Origin of the sequence: Treponema sp. UBA7567, assembly GCF_002476655.1 — a bacterium.
GTDB lineage: Bacteria > Spirochaetota > Spirochaetia > Treponematales > Treponemataceae > Treponema_D.
In genome coordinates, this window is sequence record NZ_DLLH01000027.1 from 107,915 (window position 1) to 126,310 (window position 18,396).

The following is an 18,396-nucleotide window of genomic DNA, read 5'->3' on the forward strand; positions in this document are numbered from 1 at the left end:
TTTAAAGATAAAAACAGACGCTGTTTTCGGCTGTTTTTATCTTATCTCCTTTTTAAGCTAAATGTATTTTTCGTCAACAATACTCAAAACATCGTCCAGCTTTTCAAGTTCCTCGTCGATCTGTGCTTCGGTTATGATAAGCGGAGGAGCAACAATAATTACATTTTCGTGTGAATATGTAAAAAATCCCCGGCTTTTGAGTTCCTTTACAATCGCTCCCATTATCCCTTTTGGATCCTGTCCCCAAGGAACAAGCGGCTCACGGGTCTCTCTGTCCTTTACCAGTTCAATTCCAGAAAAAAGCCCGATGTAGCGAACATCTCCAATGCTCTTATGTTTAGCCTTAAGTTCCTCAAGTTTTTTTCCAAGATGCTTTCCAACTTTCTGAACATGAGATTCAATATCGTTTTTAAGGTAGAATTCCTGGCAAGCAACACCAGCGGCACATGCCAACGGATGACCAGAATATGTAAGTCCGCACGAAAGATACTTGTCGTCAAAGAAATGAGCAATTTCATTCTTTACGATACATCCACCCAGCGGAATATAGCCAGAGTTTACGCCTTTTGCAAAAGTTATAATATCTGGAGTTACGTCAAAATTCATATATGCAAACATTTTTCCTGTTCTGTACCAGCCAGCCATAACTTCATCGCAAATCATCATGATTCCAAATTCATCACAAATCTTGCGGACACCTTTTAAGTAGTTCTTTGGATAGATGATAATTCCGTTTGAACCAACTACAGTTTCAAGAATGATTGCAGCAATTCTGTCGCCGCCTTCAAAAATAACCTGTTCACGCAGACGTTCTACATAATATTCACATTCCTCATCTTCCGACTCAAAGTGAATTTTTTCCTGATAAGGATAAGGCCCGCGGAAGTGAATAAAGCCGGGGATAGCCGGCTCAAGCGCAAAATGGCGTGGTTCACCGGTCAAGTTTCCGGCTCCAAAAGTTGAACCGTGGTAAGAACGGTACTGGCTCATTACCTTGAAACGTCCGGTATACATTCTGGCAATTTTTATCGCATTCTCGTTCGCATCTGCCCCACCGTTTGTAAAGAACACTTTTCCAAAACAGTCAGGCAAACGGTCGATAATCGATTTTGCAAGCTTTGCACGGCTTTCTGCTCCCCAGGAGCCCTGAACATAAGCAAATTTATCAAGCTGAGCCTTTATAGCTTCGGTCATTTCCTTGTTTGCGTAACCGGCATTAACATTTACCTGCTCAGAAGACATATCCGCATATCGTTTTCCGTCGGTATCATAGATATAAATTCCTTCGGCATGATCAACAACAATTGGATCTAGTCCGCCCTGCTTGCTCCATCCCAAAAGCACATTTTCTGTCTGCATTTTTGCAATCTCTTTTGCATTCATATTCCTGCCTCCAAATTAAGTTCAATTTTAGCGTGAAAAACTTCTGCCTTCACGTTTTTGTTTATGACACAACATTAGCACGTCATTGTTTCGTGCACGATAGCAAATATGACAAACATTTATTTATTTTTTGTGCATTTTTTACATTAGTTCTGCAGAAAACTTTCTGGAATATCAGTTATGAGCATGTGTCCAGGCGCATGGGTTATACAAAAGTCAGGTTTTGAATTCATAACGACGCTTTGAGGAGTTACTCCGCATGCCCAGAACACAGGAACTTCATTTTCCTTGATTGTGCTCATTTCTCCAAAATCAGGCTTATTTATATCTTTTATTCCGATAAACTCAGGTGAACCAATATGAACCGGCGAACCATGAACTTTTGGAACCCGCGATGTAATTTCGACAGCACGAACGATTTTGTCATAAGGAATTGGCCGCATAGAAACAACCATTTTTCCGCTAAAAATTCCGGCCGGAACCGTATCTATATTTGTAATGTACATCGGCACATTGTGGTTTTCAGAAATATTCCGGACATCAATTCCACCATCAATCAAAAGACTCTCAAAAGAAAAACTGCATCCAATAACAAAAGAAACAAGATCATTCCTCCAATACGAAGAAACGTCCGTACATTCATCAAAAAGCTTTCCATTTTTCCAAACTCTGTATCCTGGAATTTCTTTGGCAATGTCTGCTCCTGGCGCAGAAGTTTTAAGGAATCTGGAGCCGCAATCGCTTACCTCAAGCAGCGGACAAGATTTTTGATTGCGCTGACAAAACAACAAAAAATCATAAGCATATTTTTCAGGCAGAATACAAAGATTTGCCTGGGCATAACCGTCACACATTCCAGAAGTCTGTCCTGTAATCTTTCCATCGCTTATCAATTGGCGGACTTCATTTGGCAAACTTTTCCGATACGGATTTGAATTTTCAATTTTTTTCATATTTTCCCCCATTTTTCGCAATTTTCTCTTGAATCAAAACTCTCCGAATTCAACAAAACACAAAACGCACTTTTTTTCCAGGACGCGCCTGAGCCAATTCCCGCATACTCCGCTGCAAAACCGTGGCAATCTTCGCATATCCTCCGGTCGTCTGTCTGTCCGCCGCCATTACAACTGGCAGCCCGCTCGATGTTATCTGAACTGCTCCAAATGGAATCGCATCAGAAATTATATCTGTCTTGCCGCAATCAAGACTGTTTCCTAAAAAGCGGATTCCCATCCTGTCGCTTTCAGAACTTACTTCATAAACCGTAGAAGTAAATTTTTCAATTGTTTTTTTGTCAAAAAAATCGTATTGAGCGCCAGGAAGAACTTTTAGTACAAGCGGCAAATTTTCATCGTCTTTTATTTCAATTCTTTCATTTTCTATATTCAAAACTGATGAATAAAATTCTTTGTTTTTAAAACCATGAGAACTTTCTCCAAAAGCAAGCTGTCCGCCTTTAACTAGTTTTCCGCCATAACCGCCCATTCCGCTCTTAACGTTTGTCGACGCACTGCCAAAAACTGGAGGAACAAGAATTCCGCCTCTAAATGCAATGTATGAACGCAAGCCTTTTACTGCAAAACCGCATTTTAGAACGCTTCCGGCGCTTGCCTTGACAGCTGTATTCATTGCGACAGTTTTTCCGTCAAGACTGGCATTCAATTCTGCACCTGTGATTGCAAACACGCAGTCCGAAGAAAATTCAAGTTCAGGACCACACAAGGTTGTTTCAAGGCAGGCTGTGTTTAATTCGTTTTGAACAAGAGCATTTGCAAAGGCAAGACTTTTTCTGTCCATCGCTCCGCTCTCTCCTATTCCGTATTTTTGAAAACCTTTTCTGCCGAAATCCTGCACAGTGGTCAACAATCCGCCGTCAATAATTTTTGCTCCTCCGCCACAGACAAAACGCGCTGTTTTTTTTGGCGCGCTCATTTTATTTTCTGAATAGCCGTTTTTTTCCAGCCAGTCCAATTCATCAAACTCGTCAAATTCGCGCCTTGTAACTGGCACAAATCTAATTTTGTCTCCTGCCGAATATAAAAAAGCAGGATTTCTAAACTGATTGAACACTTTTAATGGAGTACGTCCGATTATTCGCCAGCCTCCGGGAGAATCAACAGGATAAAGCCCTGTCTGGCTTCCGCCAATCGCCACGCTTCCAGCCTGTATTTTTGTGCGGGGAGTTTTTAGACGCGGAGTCTCAAGTCGCGGGTCAAGTCCGCCAAGATAAGCAAATCCCGGCAAAAATCCAAGCATATAAATCAAATAATCTGTTGAAGAGTGAATTCTGACAACTTCTTTCTGCGAAAGTCCTGCGTTCAAGGCAACATCTTTCAGGTCAGGAGCAAATTCTTCATCATCGTAACAGACAGGAATTTTTACAACTCGGCCTGAGTTTTCTGTCGTTTTTTCCCCATCCGAAAGAACCCTGTCCAAAATCCGCCGGGCAGCTTCAAGAACTTTTTTACGTCCTTCATCTCCATTTTCTGCGCAATCAAAATAGACGGTAACGGCGCAATAAGTCGGAACAATCTCTTCAATTTTTACGTCAGAAATCCCAACTGCCGCTTCTTCAAAAAACTTGGCAAACTCAAAAACCATTCGGTTCACTTCAATACAAATTTTCTGCTCAAACTGAACTTCAAGTGAATTTTCGCCCGAAAAAACTATCTTACAGCCTGTCATTTTCGTCCACTCCTTAATCAAGGCAAATCATAAAACCAAACAAAAATTTATTCAATACATCGTGCACGATTGTTTATTTTTTTGAAAATGGTTATTATTGTTTTATTATGAATATTTTCGATATTATCGGTCCTGTTATGGTCGGACCGTCCAGTTCCCATACGGCAGGAGCTGTAAAAATCGGCTATGTTGCGAGAAAACTTCTTGGAGAGCCTGTAAAAAAAGCGCAGATTCTCTTGTACGGTTCATTTCTCGCAACAGGAAAAGGTCATGGAACTCATAAAGCGATTCTGGCAGGACTGCTTGGAATGAAGCCGGACAACCCTGAAATTCCACGGAGTTTTGAAATTGCGGAGAAAAATGGACTTGAATTCAGTTTTGGCGAAGCAAAGTTAAAAGATGTTCATCCAAATTCTGTGCAGCTTATTCTGTCTGGAATAAACGGAAGACATTTGGAAGTTGTCGGAGAATCTCTTGGAGGCTCGCTCATAAACATAGCGGCCATAGACGGACTTAGCGCCAATTTTTCCGGAGAATATCCGACACTGATTGTCCACAATCTCGACCAGCCGGGACACATTGCAGAAGTTACAAGCATGCTGAGCCATAAATCCGTGAATATTGCCGAAATGCAGCTTTACCGTTCAAACAGAGGCGGAAATGCTGTCATGATTATTGAATGTGATCAGGAAATTCCAGAGGAATCCATAAAATGGGTTTCGCATCTGGAAGGAATCGAAAAAGTTACATATTACAGTCTTGAGGGGTAAATTTACAAACAGAGGTTTTAAATGAGTTTTAAAAGTCTAAGTGAAATAGTTGAAAAAGCGAAGACCGAAAAAAAAGAATTCTGGCAGATTATCATAAAAGATGACATGAAAGAACAGGGGACAAGTTTTGAAGAGTCGTTCGCAAAAATGAAGGACATGTACTTGGCAATGAAAAATGCGGACAAAAACTACGATCCTGCCCTTCGTTCAGCAAGCGGTCTAAGCGGTGGAGATGGCGCAAAACTGGAAGAATTCAAAAAACAAAAAAATCGTCTTCTTGGCGATTTTATGACGGAAGTAATGGAAAAAGCCGTAAAAATGGGCGAAAGCAATGCATGTATGAAAAGAATTGTAGCCGCTCCAACTGCTGGCTCCTGCGGAATAATTCCTGCAGTTCTATTAACTTACGAAAAACAGTGCAACACAACAGAAGAAAAAATCGTACAGGCTCTTTTTGTCGCGGCAGGAATTGGAGAAGTAATCGCTCAAAATGCGTGCATAAGCGGTGCACAGGGTGGCTGTCAGGCAGAAATAGGCTCTTCAAGCGCAATGGCAGCAGGCGCACTTACAAGTCTTGACGGCGGAACAAACGATGACATTTTGAATTCTGTGGCGCTTGCCCTAAAAAATATGCTTGGACTTACCTGCGATCCTGTTGCCGGACTTGTAGAAGTTCCTTGTATAAAAAGAAACGTGAGCGGAGCTGTAAACGCCGTTGTCGCCTCTCAAATGACAAAAGCCGGCGTAAAAAGCGCAATTCCGGCAGACGAAGTAATAGACTCTATGGGAAGAATCGGAAAACTTATTCCTGCATGTCTTAGAGAAACAGGAGAAGACGGCCTTGCGGCAACTCCAACAGGACTTATGATAATGCAAAAAATGAGAAAATAATAAAATATATAAAGTTTTTAAAAAATGCGTTAGGGATAGTAGGGGCGCGCCACACAGGCGCGTTCCGGAGCAATTGCGCAGGAATAAAACCCCGGATAGCCCGGTGCCTGGCATTCGCCAGGCAAACGCCCATAATTCAAAAAAAATTGTCTTTAATCAAAATTAAAACAAAAAAACCGCCCCCTTTCCTTGTGTCTGACAGCAACAGTCGGTCCGGGGACGGCCACAAAAAGGAGCAATTTTAATTTTAACCGCCGAGATATGCCTTTTGTACCTCGGGATCGTTGCGAAGCTGTTCACTTGTTCCCGATGCGATTATCTCGCCAGTTGCAAGAACATACCCACGATCGGCAAAATCAAGGGCGACCTTGGCATTCTGCTCTACAACGAGAATTGTCATCTGTCTTGTAAAATTGAGTTGTTTAAGCGCACGGAACATTTCGAACATAAGTTTAGGCGCAAGTCCCATGCTCGGCTCATCAAGCATTATAAAAGGACTGTCCGTCATAAGCGCCCTGCCAACTGCAAGCATCTGCTGCTCACCGCCCGACAAAAGTTCACTTCTCTGCCGGCGACGCTCGTACAGCCGCGGAAAAAGATCGTAAACCTGGTCATAAAGTTCAGCTGTCCGAGCTTTTGAATCCGGATTTTTTCTGCGCCCATAGCATGCCATCTGAAGATTTTCCTCGACGGTAAGATTGCCAAAAATGTGTCTTCCCTCAGGAACAAGACACATCATCTTTTTCTGTATCAGCTCATAAGGCTCAGTCTTTAAAATGCTCTGACCTTCAAACAGAATATCGCCTGATTTTACGACAGGCGCTTCCGGCCGGCCAAGGCGGGCAAGGCTCATCAAAGTTGAAGTTTTTCCAGCTCCGTTCGCACCGATTAGTGTTACAATTTCCCCACGGTTTACATCAAAACTTATTCCGTGGAGAGCTTCTATATTTCCATAGGATACTTTTAAGTCTTTTACTTCCAAAAGCATATTCACCTCACATAAAACGTTTACAACGCAAACTTTTAAAGGTAAAACTCAAAAAACAGCCGAAAATGGCGTCTTTTTTATCTTACCTCCTCCATAAAAATTCAAAACACATCCGTTATTCTGGTTTTCTGCTTTGAGATGCAATCTCAATCGGTTTAAAAGGCGCTTCAGCCTCTTCAACAATCTTCGAGTTTCCAAGATATGCGTCGATTACCTTCGGGTTTTTCTGAATTTCTTCCGGAGTTCCTTCAGCAAGTTCCTTTCCAAAATTTATAACTTTTATATTGTCACAAAGCGTGTTTACAACCTGCATCTGGTGTTCAATCATCCAGATTGTAACTCCAAACGTGTCGTGAATCCATTTTATGTAACTTATAAGTCCGTCAAGATCAGAAGTCGAAAGTCCGGCGGCAGGTTCATCAAGCATAAGAAGTTTCGGGCTCAGACTCAGAGCACGGGCAATCTCAACACGGCGCTGAATTCCATACGGAAGATTTTTTGGATAATCCAGGGCAGAATCCGCAAGTGAAAACTTTTCGAGAAGTGCCCAAGCTTCTTTATGAATTTCCGCTTCCCGCGATTTGTATTTTTTTGTCCGTAAAAAAACATCTTTTAACGAAAAACCAAGACGCGAGTGCTGGGCAATACAAATGTTATCAAGAACCGTCATATCGCTCCAAAGCCGAATATTCTGAAAAGTCCGTCCAATATGAAGGTCGGCAATCTTGTGCGGACGCAGACCGTTGAGTTTTGTTCCGTCAAAAGTAATTGTTCCCTCAGAAGGCACATAAAATCCGCTCACCAGATTGAATACAGTCGTCTTTCCAGCTCCATTTGGTCCTATAAGTCCGTTGATTGTTCCTTGCTTCAATTCCACATTTATGTCTGTAAGCGCCTGAAGCCCGCCAAAACGGTGTGTAAGATGTTCTATTTTCAACAATGTTCCACTCATGCCGCACCTCCTTCTGCAGAAATTTTCGCTGGTCTAATCTGATTTTTGTTTGCTGGAAAAAGTTTTTTGAGGAATGGAAAGAAATGAGTAAGTTCCTTTGAACCCATAATTCCTTCCGGATGAAATTCCATTATCAAAATCAAAATCAGAGGAATTATTACCCATTTCCAAATCTGCGCTGGACGAAGAAGCTCAAGCAAAATCGTAAAAATCACAGCAGAAAGAACAGAACCGCTCAACGAACCCATTCCGCCCAAATAAACCATGACAAGCGATTCTGTAGACTTCATAATTCCGAACGACGATGGATTTATAAAACCAAGAAGATGGGCAAAAAGACCGCCGGCAATTCCAGCAAGGAACGAACTAAAAGTAAACGCAATCAGCTTCATTCTGTTTGTGTCTACCGACATAATTTCTGCCGAAATTTCATCGTATCTTACGGCGCTTATTCCCTTGCCGAGAGTTGAATTCATCAAATAATAAATTGAAAGAATCGAAAGAACCGCAAAAACAAGTCCCCAAACTAAAATCCAAGGCACATCGACTACATCAGCCATTGAACTCATAACGGATTTCATTCCCATAAGTCCACGGCTTGCGCCTACTGCCGGAATATTGTTAATCGCTGTAATTACAATAAAGTTTGCCGCAACCGTAATAATCGCAAGATAGTCATCACGAGTCTTAAACGAAGGAATCGCAACTATAAGACTTACGAGCATTGCTCCAAGACCGCCGGCAATAATCGAAAGCGGAAAACCAAAAAGAGACAGACTTTCAGGCAAAAGAGCGCTGCCAGTAATAGAATTTCCGTCCTTAAACAGAATAAGCGAAATTACGGACGAAACATAAGCTCCTGTCGCCATAAAGCCGCCGTGTCCGCAAGAGAATTCTCCCATGTAGCCGTTTACAATGTTAAGGCTTGCAGACATTATTATGTTTATGCAGATTGTAACGATAATCGTCTGAAAATAATTGTTAATAATCTCAAAATGCGCCAGAACCGTAATCAGCAGAATCATGACAATTGTCGAAACTGGCATAAAAAGTTTCTGTGCACGGACAGAAGGATTCAATCTTCTATCCATCATATTGTTAAAATTTTTAATGAACGTCATTTTTTCACCTCCTGCGCCAGATTAGATTTTTGTCGATTTAGCCACACCAAAAAAGCCAGTCGGTTTTATCGTAAGAATCACAAGAAGAATTACAAACGAAACCAAATCTTTATAGCTTGAAGGAAGAAAAGCCGTAACAAAAATTTCAATAAAACCAAGAAGAAATCCGCCTATAAACGCGCCTTTTATATCTCCAATTCCGCCGACAACAGCCGCAATAAATGCTTTCCAGCCGATAATCATTCCCATATAAGGATCCATAACCGGATACGACATTCCAAAGAGAATTCCGGCGACAGCCGCAAGAGCAGAACCAAGTCCAAACGTAAAGGTAATTACAGTGTTCAGAGGAATTCCCATAAGAGGAATAGCAAATTTATCGAATGATATTGCCCTCATGCTCATTCCCAAAGTTGTAGTCTGAACAACAAACTGCAGCAAGGCAAAGATTACAACTGCGCTTACAATTACAAGAACTTTAAGCGAAGTAATAGTAACCGGACCGATATTCCATACATGTTTTGGAAGAATATCTGGAAAACTCCGTGCGGAAGCTCCAAGAAGAGCGAGATTTCCGTTTTCAAGAATAAAACCTATCATCAAGGCTGTAATAACAACATAAAGGCGGTTTGCACCCTTAGCCCGAAGAGGACGGTAAGCAACACGCTCAATTCCAATTCCCAGAAGAGCAGTCAATGCAACTGTCGCAACAAGTGTTATTACAAAAAGAGGAATACCTGTAAGACCAGCAAAATGTGCCGTCAATCCTGCCACAACAAAAAAAGCGATGTAGCAAGATGTCATAAAAATATCTCCGTGGGCAAAATTTATGAGTCGGAGAACGCCGTAAACAAGACAATAGCCCAATGCAATAATTGAATAAAAACTGCCCCACTGAAGAGCGTTAAAAATATTTTGAATCAAAAATGTCACAGTCTGTCTCCCATAAAAAGTCAAGATTAAAACTTTAAGCTTGGCTTTTTTAAGTTGTTTCGCGATGAAGTGAGAAACAACCGATAATAAGAAAGTTTGCAACGCAAACTTTTAAAGATAAAAACAGACGCCATTTTCGGATGTTTTTAGCACCCTTTCCTTATAAAACTCCGCGTTAGTGGCGAGCCACGGATGGCGAGAATTACAGTTTGCAAAAGTTATGCTTGAGCAAACTGTAATGATAAAAATTACAAGGATGTAATTTTTATCTTATTCCTTTTTGTGTCTGTTTTTAATTGATTAAAACCAATTCGGATAAAACCAAATCCAGCAATCTGAAATCCAGCCCAAAAAGAGCAGATTCCAGATTCTCTAAAAAGCAGCGCCTTAAACTATGGCTGCAATGACTTTACATATTCAAATTCGCCTTCAGGTGTAACTTTTACAACAACAGCGTCTTTAACTGGATCTCCGTCTGGAGTAAAGCGCATATTACCTGTAACTCCGGCAAAACTTGAAATTTTTCCCATAGCCTTCATAACGTTAGTACGGTCAGTCTTCAGTTTTCCTGTAATACCAGCATCCTGAATTGCCTGCAAAACAATATGAATCGCATCGTATGTAAGGGCGGCAACATCGTCTGGAGTATAGCCATAAGCTTTTTCGTACTTTTCAATAAATTCCTTGGTTTTGCCAGTTGCACCTTTTGCCGCATAATGGGTTGTAAAATAATCGCCAACAACCGCACCTTTAGAAAGTTTGAAAAGATCAGCCGAACCCCAAGAATCAGAACCCATAACAGGTTTAGACCAGCCCAAATCCTTAGCTTGCGATGTTATAAGACCAACATGATTGTAATAGCAAGGAAGATACAGAAAATCTGCGCCAGAATTTACAACCTTTGTAAGCTGAACCGAAAAATCCTGGTCTTTTTGGCCAAACGACTCAAAAACAACAACTTTTCCGTATTTCTTTTCCCATTCAGCCTTGAACAATTCTGCAAGAGTTTTAGAATAGTCGTCTTCAAGATTGTAGATAATGGCAACCGACTTTGCCGCAAACTGTTCGCTCGCAAATTTAGCGGCAACAGGAGCCTGGAACGGATCAAGGAAGCAAGCACGGAAACAATAAGGCCGGCCAGCAGTAGCCGCAGGGTTTGTCGCCCAAGGTGTAATCATCGGAACTTTTGCATCGTTATAAACTTCACCGGCAGGAATAGCGCGTCCAGAGCCTTCCGGTCCAATCGAAGCAAGAACTTTGTCAATATCAATCAGCTTATTCGCAACATTTATAGCAGAATCAGCTTTAAGCTCATTATCAACATAAATAAAATCAAGAAGGTATTTTGTGCCTTTTACATCCAGACCGCCGGCAGAGTTAATTTCGTTCTTTACAATCTCACCGGCACATTTTGCGCCCTCACCTACTTTTGGCGAGTCGCCTGTCAACGGAATATTGAATCCAATCTTTATAGTCTTCTGTTTTGCAGCAAATGCACTGCAAACCGCCATTGAAGCAACCGCTCCAAGTGCAAAAATTTTCCAGATCTTTTTCATAAGTGGCTCCTTTCTTGCGAGAAGCCCTTTTTCAAGGTCTCCCGCATATAAAATAAAAGGGCTATACAGCTCTTTTTATGCAACAACCTTGTTGACTTTTAATTACATCGTGCACGATATAATTTATGAAAAAATGGTACAGTTTAGATTTTTTAGTGTCAAGAATTTATTTTTATAATCTTGCACAAATTTTCACACTTTTTTTTATGCAAAATCACCATTCGAAAGGCTCAATTGCGAGCTATAAACTCTTTTATTTCAGAAAGCATTTTTTTAGCAATGTTTCGGCCAATTTCATAAACTCGCTGAAGCTCATCTGGATTTTTTTCGGTACGGCTAATTCCGAGAGAATTTCCAGGACAAATTACGAGAACATTGCCTTTTTTTTCCTGTTCAAAAACATATTCGGTTTCTGCATTATACATTTTGTGCCGATTTTGCATGGCTTGAATAAGCGCCGGATACTTTCTCAGCGACATTTTTATGAACGGCATAAGCGCATTCGGAGATTTTTTGTAGTGTCGCGGCTGAGTAAGAATTACAATATTGCGGGAAAATCCCAGTTTTTCAAAAAATTCCAGCGGAATAGAATCTGTCATGCCACCGTCAAGCAATTTATATCCGTCAACATCAACAGGCCGGCTCGCAAGAGGCATTGAAGCGCTCGCCCGCATCCATTTAAGGTCGTTTTCACCGCAAGTTTCGAGTTTTTTATAAACACATTTTCCAGTCCGGCAATCGCTTGCCGCAACATAAAAAGGAATCGGATTTTTTTTGTAAGATTCAAGGTCAAACACGTCAAGCTCATTTGGAATCCTGTTGTAACAAAAATCAGCTCCATAAAGGTCGCCAGTTTTTAAAAGCGAACGAACTGAACAATACCGCCAGTCGCCAGCAAAACGCTTATTATAACGAATAGTCCGCCCGATTTGCCGCGACTTGTAATTACAGCCAAAAACCGCACCGGCCGAAACCCCGATAACTCCGTCGGTATAAATTTCATTTTCCATTAAAACATCAAGCACGCCAGCCGTAAACATACCGCGCATTGCGCCGCCTTCAAGCACAAGCCCAGTTTTAGAAAAATTGCCGGAACAAACAGCCTCGCCTTTGATATTTTTATCAGCATCATCTTTCATGCCATAAACTCCAGTTCAAAATTCACAACGAACAGTTAAATTTCAATATTATTGTACGATTCATTGTACGCACACTTTTCCAGCGCCTGCATTTGCATTTATCCAGGATTTGACGTTTTTATTTTCAAGCGTAACATACAAATAATAAGACTCCGGATTAAAATTCGAATTTGGCGAATACGAAATTGAACCGCCAGCTTCATTTGGACTTGCAACAGTGCCAAAATAGTTATTTTCCGCACAAACAACAGAACCAGCCCTTGCATTTATCGAAGTCTGACTGTTATAAATTCGGTTGCTGTCGCTGTCATAAACGTTATTCAAAACATGACAAAGCGAATTTCTCACAAAAGGACAACGCTGCCCGCAATTAAGCCAGTAATTGTAAAAAAGCGAAATTTTTCTTGCGGCCGGATCATTTTCACCGTCCTTATCAGAAGAACCAATTAGCATAGTTTTGTCGTGATTTTTAAAAACGCAGTTAGAAACAGTCACATTTGTCGTAGTAGACTTCATATCACAAAGACCGTCATAAACCTGCCATTTTTCGCTATTTGCAGCTTTTCCAAGATTAAGAGTATCTTCAAAAGTACAATGATCAATCCAAATATTTTTTCCATTATCAATGCTAACTAAATCATGCTGAGCATTCCAGCCGTCGCCACTTTCATGATGAGGAAAAGGATCAACAGCATCTTTTAAAGAAAGATTTCTAATAACAACATTAGAAACATCTTTTACGCTAAAACTTCCACCTCGAACATACCCCCCCCTATCCAAAGCAATAATAGCTGTGTTATTTGCAACAGCAATCTGAATAATTTTTTTATACGCATTGCTAATCGAAGTCGTTCCTGTATTGTCACCCACAGAAACGTTTGTCGTATTTTTAATCCATTCACCATAAGTTGAATATTCAGAATTGCTTGCAACAAAAGAATTCATTTTGTCAGTGGCACTTGAACCGTCCATTACAGAGCCTTCGGCCGGCAAAATTCCCTCCGACATATCAATACTGCCTTCCACAAAAATCACATAACCGCCTCTTTTCGCGTATTGTTTTAATTCAGAGCCAGTCGAAACAGTAACCGTATTCACCATTTTTGACATATCAACGCCAAGCCCCGCAAAACCAATCGCTTTGTCAGAAACCAAAATCTCTTCGGAAGGATTAACTCCAAAAATCTTGTATGCAGAATAGCCATTACATTCCACCGCAACTTTTACAAAACCGCCGGCAACCGTTCCCACTTTTAGCAAAACATATTCTCCGCTTTTTGCACTCTCGCTTTTCAAAACAGCACCGCCAGTCGAATCACTTTCAACACAAAAATTTACAACTTCGTTAGAATCGGCACTTCCATCTTTATAAAAAGTAGCGCAAAAAGTAACTTCCTCTTCGGCTTCAACAAAACTAGAATTGCTAGAAATTACCAAACCGTTAAATTCATCTTCTTCCTGCTTACAACCAGCCATCAAAAAAGCCGCCGCCAAAACTAAACAGATTCTCTTAAACACTTTCATAACTTCCTCATCAAAAAATTCCATCTTTAATTATAATAAATTTTTAGAATTCTCCACAACTGCAAAAAAAACACCTCCGGCTCTTAAAAACCAGAGGTGTAATATAAAATTTTTGGGCGTACCGGCAACAAGTTGCCGTCGGGCTTTTCAGGGTTGTCATTCGCAAGCGAACGGCTCCGCCGCCCTTACAATCCCTTACGCAATTAACTCAAAGACAAACGGGAAGGTTATTTTCTTACAGTCCAGACACCAGCTCCGGCGTTGGCAGCAACGTAAGTTTTTGCATTTTCAGCTGTCATTGGTTCATAAGAATAAGTTACAGTAAATGGCGCAGAAGAAACCGCAGTATACTCGCTTGTTTTCTTTGTATTGTTGTCAACACTTCCTGTATCATACACTTTAGCCGTTGAAGCTGTGTCTGAGTTTCCACGGATAGAATACTGCATATTGCTGTCGAAATAATTTGCCTCAGAATAAATCAAGGCGCCTTTTCTTGCACCAATGCAGTAATCTCCTTTAGATTTACCATCTCCAACTGACTGTGTTGTGTCAAAAGTGTACCAGTTATTCAAAACATGGAACTGGCTGTTTCTTGCCATCGGCAAACGCTGAACACAGGTATCAAAATGGTTATTTATAATAGAAACCTTACGCACTGTATTATCGCCTTCGTCATCATCTGAACCTACAAGCATTGTTTTGTCATGATGATACATATGACAGTTAGAAACAGTTATTCCCTTGCCGTCGCCTTTTATATCGCAAAGACCATCATAATTCTGCCATTTTTCTTTTGTTCCAGACTGAACATGCTGCATAACAAGAGTGTCTTTCATTGTGCAGTGGTCAATCCATATATTCGCAGTGCTAGAGCCCTGAATTGTTATGCAGTCAAACTGAGCATTGAATCCATCATTTTTTTCGTGGTGCGGGAACATATCGATTGCATCAACCAAAGTAAGATTTCTAATTACCACATTCTTAATGCCATTGATGCTGATTGTTCCGCCACGAAGTCCAGAATTGCTTCCAAGACCAATAATTGTTGTGTTAGACTTTAAGTTAAGCTGGATTACAGACTTCCATGCATTATTTAAAGTCCATAACATACTGCATAATGAAGAATTGCCTGAATTGCCTTCTTTTTTATCGTCTGTGGATGTTGAACATACAGCGGCATAAGCCTCAACCCACGCACCATATGTTGTATAAGCACTTGAAGTTTTTTCCGCAATCCAAGAATCCATTACAGAAGAAACCGCAATGTTGCTAGCACCTTCAGCAGGAAGTTTTGAGCCGATTCCCTCATCTGACATATCAATCATTCCGTCAATATAAATCAATGAGTTTTCTTTTTTGATTGCGTTCATCAATTCTTTTCTAGTTGTTACAGTCACAACGTTAGCAAAAGTCGGCATTGCATAATTTACTCCAGCAAAACCAAGTGGAGTGTCGCTCGCTTTTATTACGTTTCCAGTCTCTACTGCAGCTGCCGCTCCAACCGTTACTGCGCAAGTGCTTTCTACAGAATTTGTTCCGTCAGAAGCGGTTACTTTTACAGTAACTGTCTGTTCTGCTGTATCTGTATTTTTGCCTGTGAGCGTAACTGTTTCTGTCGTTGACTCAGAAAGCTCCGCATAGTCGCCGCCTGCAGTGATTGTCCAAGTATAAGTGATTTCAGGATTGCCTGAATATTCTGCTTTTGCGGTTAAGGTTGTGCTTCCGTCGCAAGCAATTGAGTCTTTTCCTGCGCTAACGCTTACGGAAGTAACCTTGTTCTCCACAATCTGTCCTGCCGCAAGAATTTTTACAGTTGTTGTTGCTTCCTTAGCTGTTCCGTCGTAAGTTGCAGTTACTTTTACTGTAACTTCGTGTTCTACTGTATCTGTGTTTTTGCCAGTAAGCGTAACTGTTCCTGTTGTTGACTCAGAAAGTTCTGCATATTCGCTACCTGCGCTGATTGTCCAAGTATAAGTTACAGTTGGCGAAACTCCTTCAACTGTAAAAGCCGGAGTTGCCGTAAGATCTGTTTTTGCGGTTGATTCAATTTCTGCTGAACCTGCAATCGAAACGCTTTTTAACTCTGCTTTTGCTGCGCTTACAGTTACCGTTGCTTCTGCCTCTTTTGTGGCCGAAGCAAATTTTACAGTACATTTTATTTTTACGCTCTGAGCGCTTGCTGTTGTGTTTTTGCCTGTAACAATACAAGTTGAAGAAGTTTCATTGTCAAGGGTTGCATATTCACTGCCAGCTGTAATTGTCCACTCATAAACTGGATTGCCGGAGCCCTTTTTGTCAACTTTTGCAAATAGCGAAGTCTGTCCATTTGCGTTTATTGTACTTTCTGAAAGACTAATTGTCACATTGTTCAATTCGTCATCGTCGCTGTCTGTCTTGCATGCTGCTGCAAAAAAAAGCACTGCAAATAATGCGGCAAGACTTAACAAAATTGCGCCGAATTTTCTTTTTTGAGAGTTTTTTTTCATCGATTACCTCGTTATAAATAAAATTCTGTCGTATTGATTGAATTTACTCTTTCCCTTGAATTTGATGATAATCAAGAAAATGCCGGTTTTCTATATAAAACCTCGGATTTTTATATAAAATATGCTTTACAAAGAAGAATTAACTGTTATTTGAGATTTTTTAGAAAAACAAAAAAATGCGTTAGCGGCGGGAGGGGCGCGCAAAAGGCGCGTTGTGGAACGAAGTGGAACAATGCAAACCCCGGACAGAGCGGCGGCTGTTAAAAACAGCCGCAACGCCCAAAATATTTACAAATTACGCCAGTTCGTAAGTTTCGCCGTATTTTACAATCTGAACGTGCTTGTATCCGTTTTCTTTTAAATAGTTTTGCAGATATTCCTGGGCATCTTTTTCGCCGTGAACCAGATAGATTTTTTTAAGGCGGCTTGTATCAACCTGCTTGAGCCATTTTACAATTTCTTCGTAATCGGCATGAGCAGAAAATGCGTTGATTGTTTCGACATGCGCATTTACCTGATACCATTCGTCCATGATTTTTACTTCTTTTGCTCCGTCGCGGATTCTTCGGCCAAGCGTGTTTTCTGCCATATAACCGACTATCAAAATTGTGTTTTTTGGATCGCTTATGTTGTTTGCAAGATGATGCACAACGCGTCCGGCTTCGCACATTCCGTCTGCCGAAATTATAATCATAGGCCCGGATTTTTGGTTCAATGCCTTTGATTCGTCAACGCTCGTAACAAAACTTAGCTGGTCAAAGCCAAATGGATTTTTGTGCCTGTCAAGAAAAGCTTCTTCAACTTCGTGGCTGTAACATTCCGGATGAACCTGAAAAATACTTGTTGCGTTTACTGCCATTGGCGAATCTACGTAAATTGGAATTGAAGGAATTTTTCGCTGGTCTACAAGCATATGGAGGTAATAAACAATTTCTTGAGTGCGCTCAATTGCAAATGACGGAATTATGATTTTTCCTTTGCGGTCGATTGCCCGGCGAACCACTTTCCGCAGTTCTTCCATAGCGATTTCTGTGCCTTCGTGTTTGCGGTTACCGTAAGTGCTTTCCAAAAAAATGTAATCTGGCGCCGGAATTTTTACACTTGGGTCGCGGATAATCGGTTTTGAAGAACGTCCTAAATCGCCTGTATAGAGAATCCGCAGCTCGTCTTTTCCTTCGCGGCGGTCATAGCCAGAACGGCGTTCAATTCCCGAATACTGGGCCTGCTCTTCTGCGGTGGCTTTTCGTCTGTCAGAAGTTTTACGTCTATCGGCTTCTTCACTTTCTGCCCGTTTTTCCAAAATCGAATTTTTCCAGCCAAAAAGTTTGTTCCAGATATTTATTTTGTTTATTGAATCAAATTTTTTTGACGCGCCGCGCTGTCCTTTTATCGTTATAAACGCAAATGCCGAACCCAAAATGTGCCCTGCGTCAAAAAATTCGAGTTCTACGTCTGGCGCAATGTACATCTGGCGGTTATATCCGAGCGTTACAATCTGATTCTCCGCCTTAATGCAGTCTTTTTCATTAAAAAGTGGCTGCCATGTAAATTTTTCGCCTTTTTTTTGGGCCTGTTTGCGGAGATATTCGGCATCTCGCGCCTGAATTCTTGCTGAATCCATCATTACGAGGTCGGCAAGGTCGCGTGTTGCAGGAGTTGCGTAAATATTGCCGTCATAGCCTTTTTTTGCGAGCATTGGCAAAAGACCGCAGTGGTCGTAATGAGCATGCGTTAAAATTACAGTTTCGATTTTATCGACTGGAATTTCAAAATTCCTGTTTTTTGCATCGGCAACAGCGCGTTTTCCCTGAAAAGCCCCGCAATCAACCATAAAAGCCCGGCCATCAATTTCAAAAATATGTTTTGAACCAGTCACTTCTTGAGCCGCACCAAGAGAATAACAAACAACTGACATAAAACCTCCCAAGAAAAAATCGCCAAAATTGACAGCATTTAATCTTTTTTAAA

General features: G+C 41.0%; 14 protein-coding genes. 2 read left to right on the forward strand and 12 right to left on the reverse strand.

From position 1 onward, the window contains the following. Positions 1-57 precede the first annotated feature (57 nt). From B3Y13_RS03305 to pxpB, 3 genes are all read right to left on the reverse strand, one after another. A complete protein-coding gene (locus tag B3Y13_RS03305; protein WP_296019408.1) occupies positions 58-1,383 on the reverse strand; it encodes an aminotransferase class III-fold pyridoxal phosphate-dependent enzyme in 1,326 nt (441 codons plus the stop codon). 146 nt (positions 1,384-1,529) lie between these two features. Continuing rightward, a complete protein-coding gene (locus B3Y13_RS03310; RefSeq protein ID WP_296692719.1) occupies positions 1,530-2,336 on the reverse strand; it encodes a putative hydro-lyase in 807 nt (268 codons plus the stop codon). A gap of 49 nt (positions 2,337-2,385) precedes the next feature. Next, entirely contained in the window at positions 2,386-4,068 is a 1,683-nt protein-coding gene (pxpB, locus tag B3Y13_RS03315; RefSeq protein WP_296668366.1) for a 5-oxoprolinase subunit PxpB, read from the reverse strand. 107 nt (positions 4,069-4,175) lie between these two features. Between pxpB and sdaAB the strand changes: the two genes are divergently transcribed. After that, positions 4,176-4,838: an L-serine ammonia-lyase, iron-sulfur-dependent subunit beta gene (gene sdaAB / locus B3Y13_RS03320; RefSeq protein ID WP_296668364.1), complete on the forward strand. Its 663-nt coding sequence runs from the start codon at positions 4,176-4,178 to the stop codon at positions 4,836-4,838. 21 nt (positions 4,839-4,859) lie between these two features. Next, complete coding sequence (gene sdaAA, locus B3Y13_RS03325; protein WP_296019420.1) at positions 4,860-5,729, forward strand: L-serine ammonia-lyase, iron-sulfur-dependent, subunit alpha; 870 nt, start codon at positions 4,860-4,862, stop codon at positions 5,727-5,729. 247 nt (positions 5,730-5,976) lie between these two features. On the opposite strand, the gene B3Y13_RS03330 is transcribed toward sdaAA, so the two are convergent. The 9 genes from B3Y13_RS03330 to B3Y13_RS03370 form a co-directional block, all read right to left on the reverse strand. Then, entirely contained in the window at positions 5,977-6,717 is a 741-nt protein-coding gene (locus tag B3Y13_RS03330; RefSeq protein ID WP_296019423.1) for an ABC transporter ATP-binding protein, read from the reverse strand. Between the two features lie 115 nt (positions 6,718-6,832). After that, complete coding sequence (locus B3Y13_RS03335) at positions 6,833-7,669, reverse strand: ABC transporter ATP-binding protein (protein ID WP_288516835.1); 837 nt, start codon at positions 7,667-7,669, stop codon at positions 6,833-6,835. After that, positions 7,666-8,790, reverse strand: coding sequence for a branched-chain amino acid ABC transporter permease (locus B3Y13_RS03340; protein ID WP_296692723.1), 1,125 nt, complete (start codon positions 8,788-8,790; stop codon positions 7,666-7,668). Before B3Y13_RS03340 ends, B3Y13_RS03335 begins: the two co-directional genes overlap by 4 nt. 21 nt (positions 8,791-8,811) lie before the next feature. Next, complete coding sequence (locus tag B3Y13_RS03345) at positions 8,812-9,723, reverse strand: branched-chain amino acid ABC transporter permease (protein WP_277075869.1); 912 nt, start codon at positions 9,721-9,723, stop codon at positions 8,812-8,814. A gap of 392 nt (positions 9,724-10,115) precedes the next feature. Beyond that, the gene (locus B3Y13_RS03350; protein WP_296668359.1) at positions 10,116-11,279 is read right to left on the reverse strand and encodes an ABC transporter substrate-binding protein; all 1,164 of its coding nucleotides are present in this window, start codon (positions 11,277-11,279) and stop codon (positions 10,116-10,118) included. A gap of 230 nt (positions 11,280-11,509) precedes the next feature. Further along, positions 11,510-12,418 (reverse strand): patatin-like phospholipase family protein, encoded by a 909-nt coding sequence (locus B3Y13_RS03355; RefSeq protein WP_296668357.1) that lies wholly within the window; start codon positions 12,416-12,418, stop codon positions 11,510-11,512. 60 nt (positions 12,419-12,478) lie between these two features. After that, a complete protein-coding gene (locus B3Y13_RS03360) occupies positions 12,479-13,966 on the reverse strand; it encodes a pectate lyase family protein (RefSeq protein ID WP_296692725.1) in 1,488 nt (495 codons plus the stop codon). 203 nt (positions 13,967-14,169) lie between these two features. Beyond that, positions 14,170-16,428 (reverse strand): pectate lyase family protein, encoded by a 2,259-nt coding sequence (locus B3Y13_RS03365; RefSeq protein WP_296692726.1) that lies wholly within the window; start codon positions 16,426-16,428, stop codon positions 14,170-14,172. Positions 16,429-16,723: 295 nt separating this feature from the next. Next, a complete protein-coding gene (locus tag B3Y13_RS03370; protein WP_296692728.1) occupies positions 16,724-18,343 on the reverse strand; it encodes an MBL fold metallo-hydrolase RNA specificity domain-containing protein in 1,620 nt (539 codons plus the stop codon). Positions 18,344-18,396 lie beyond the last annotated feature (53 nt).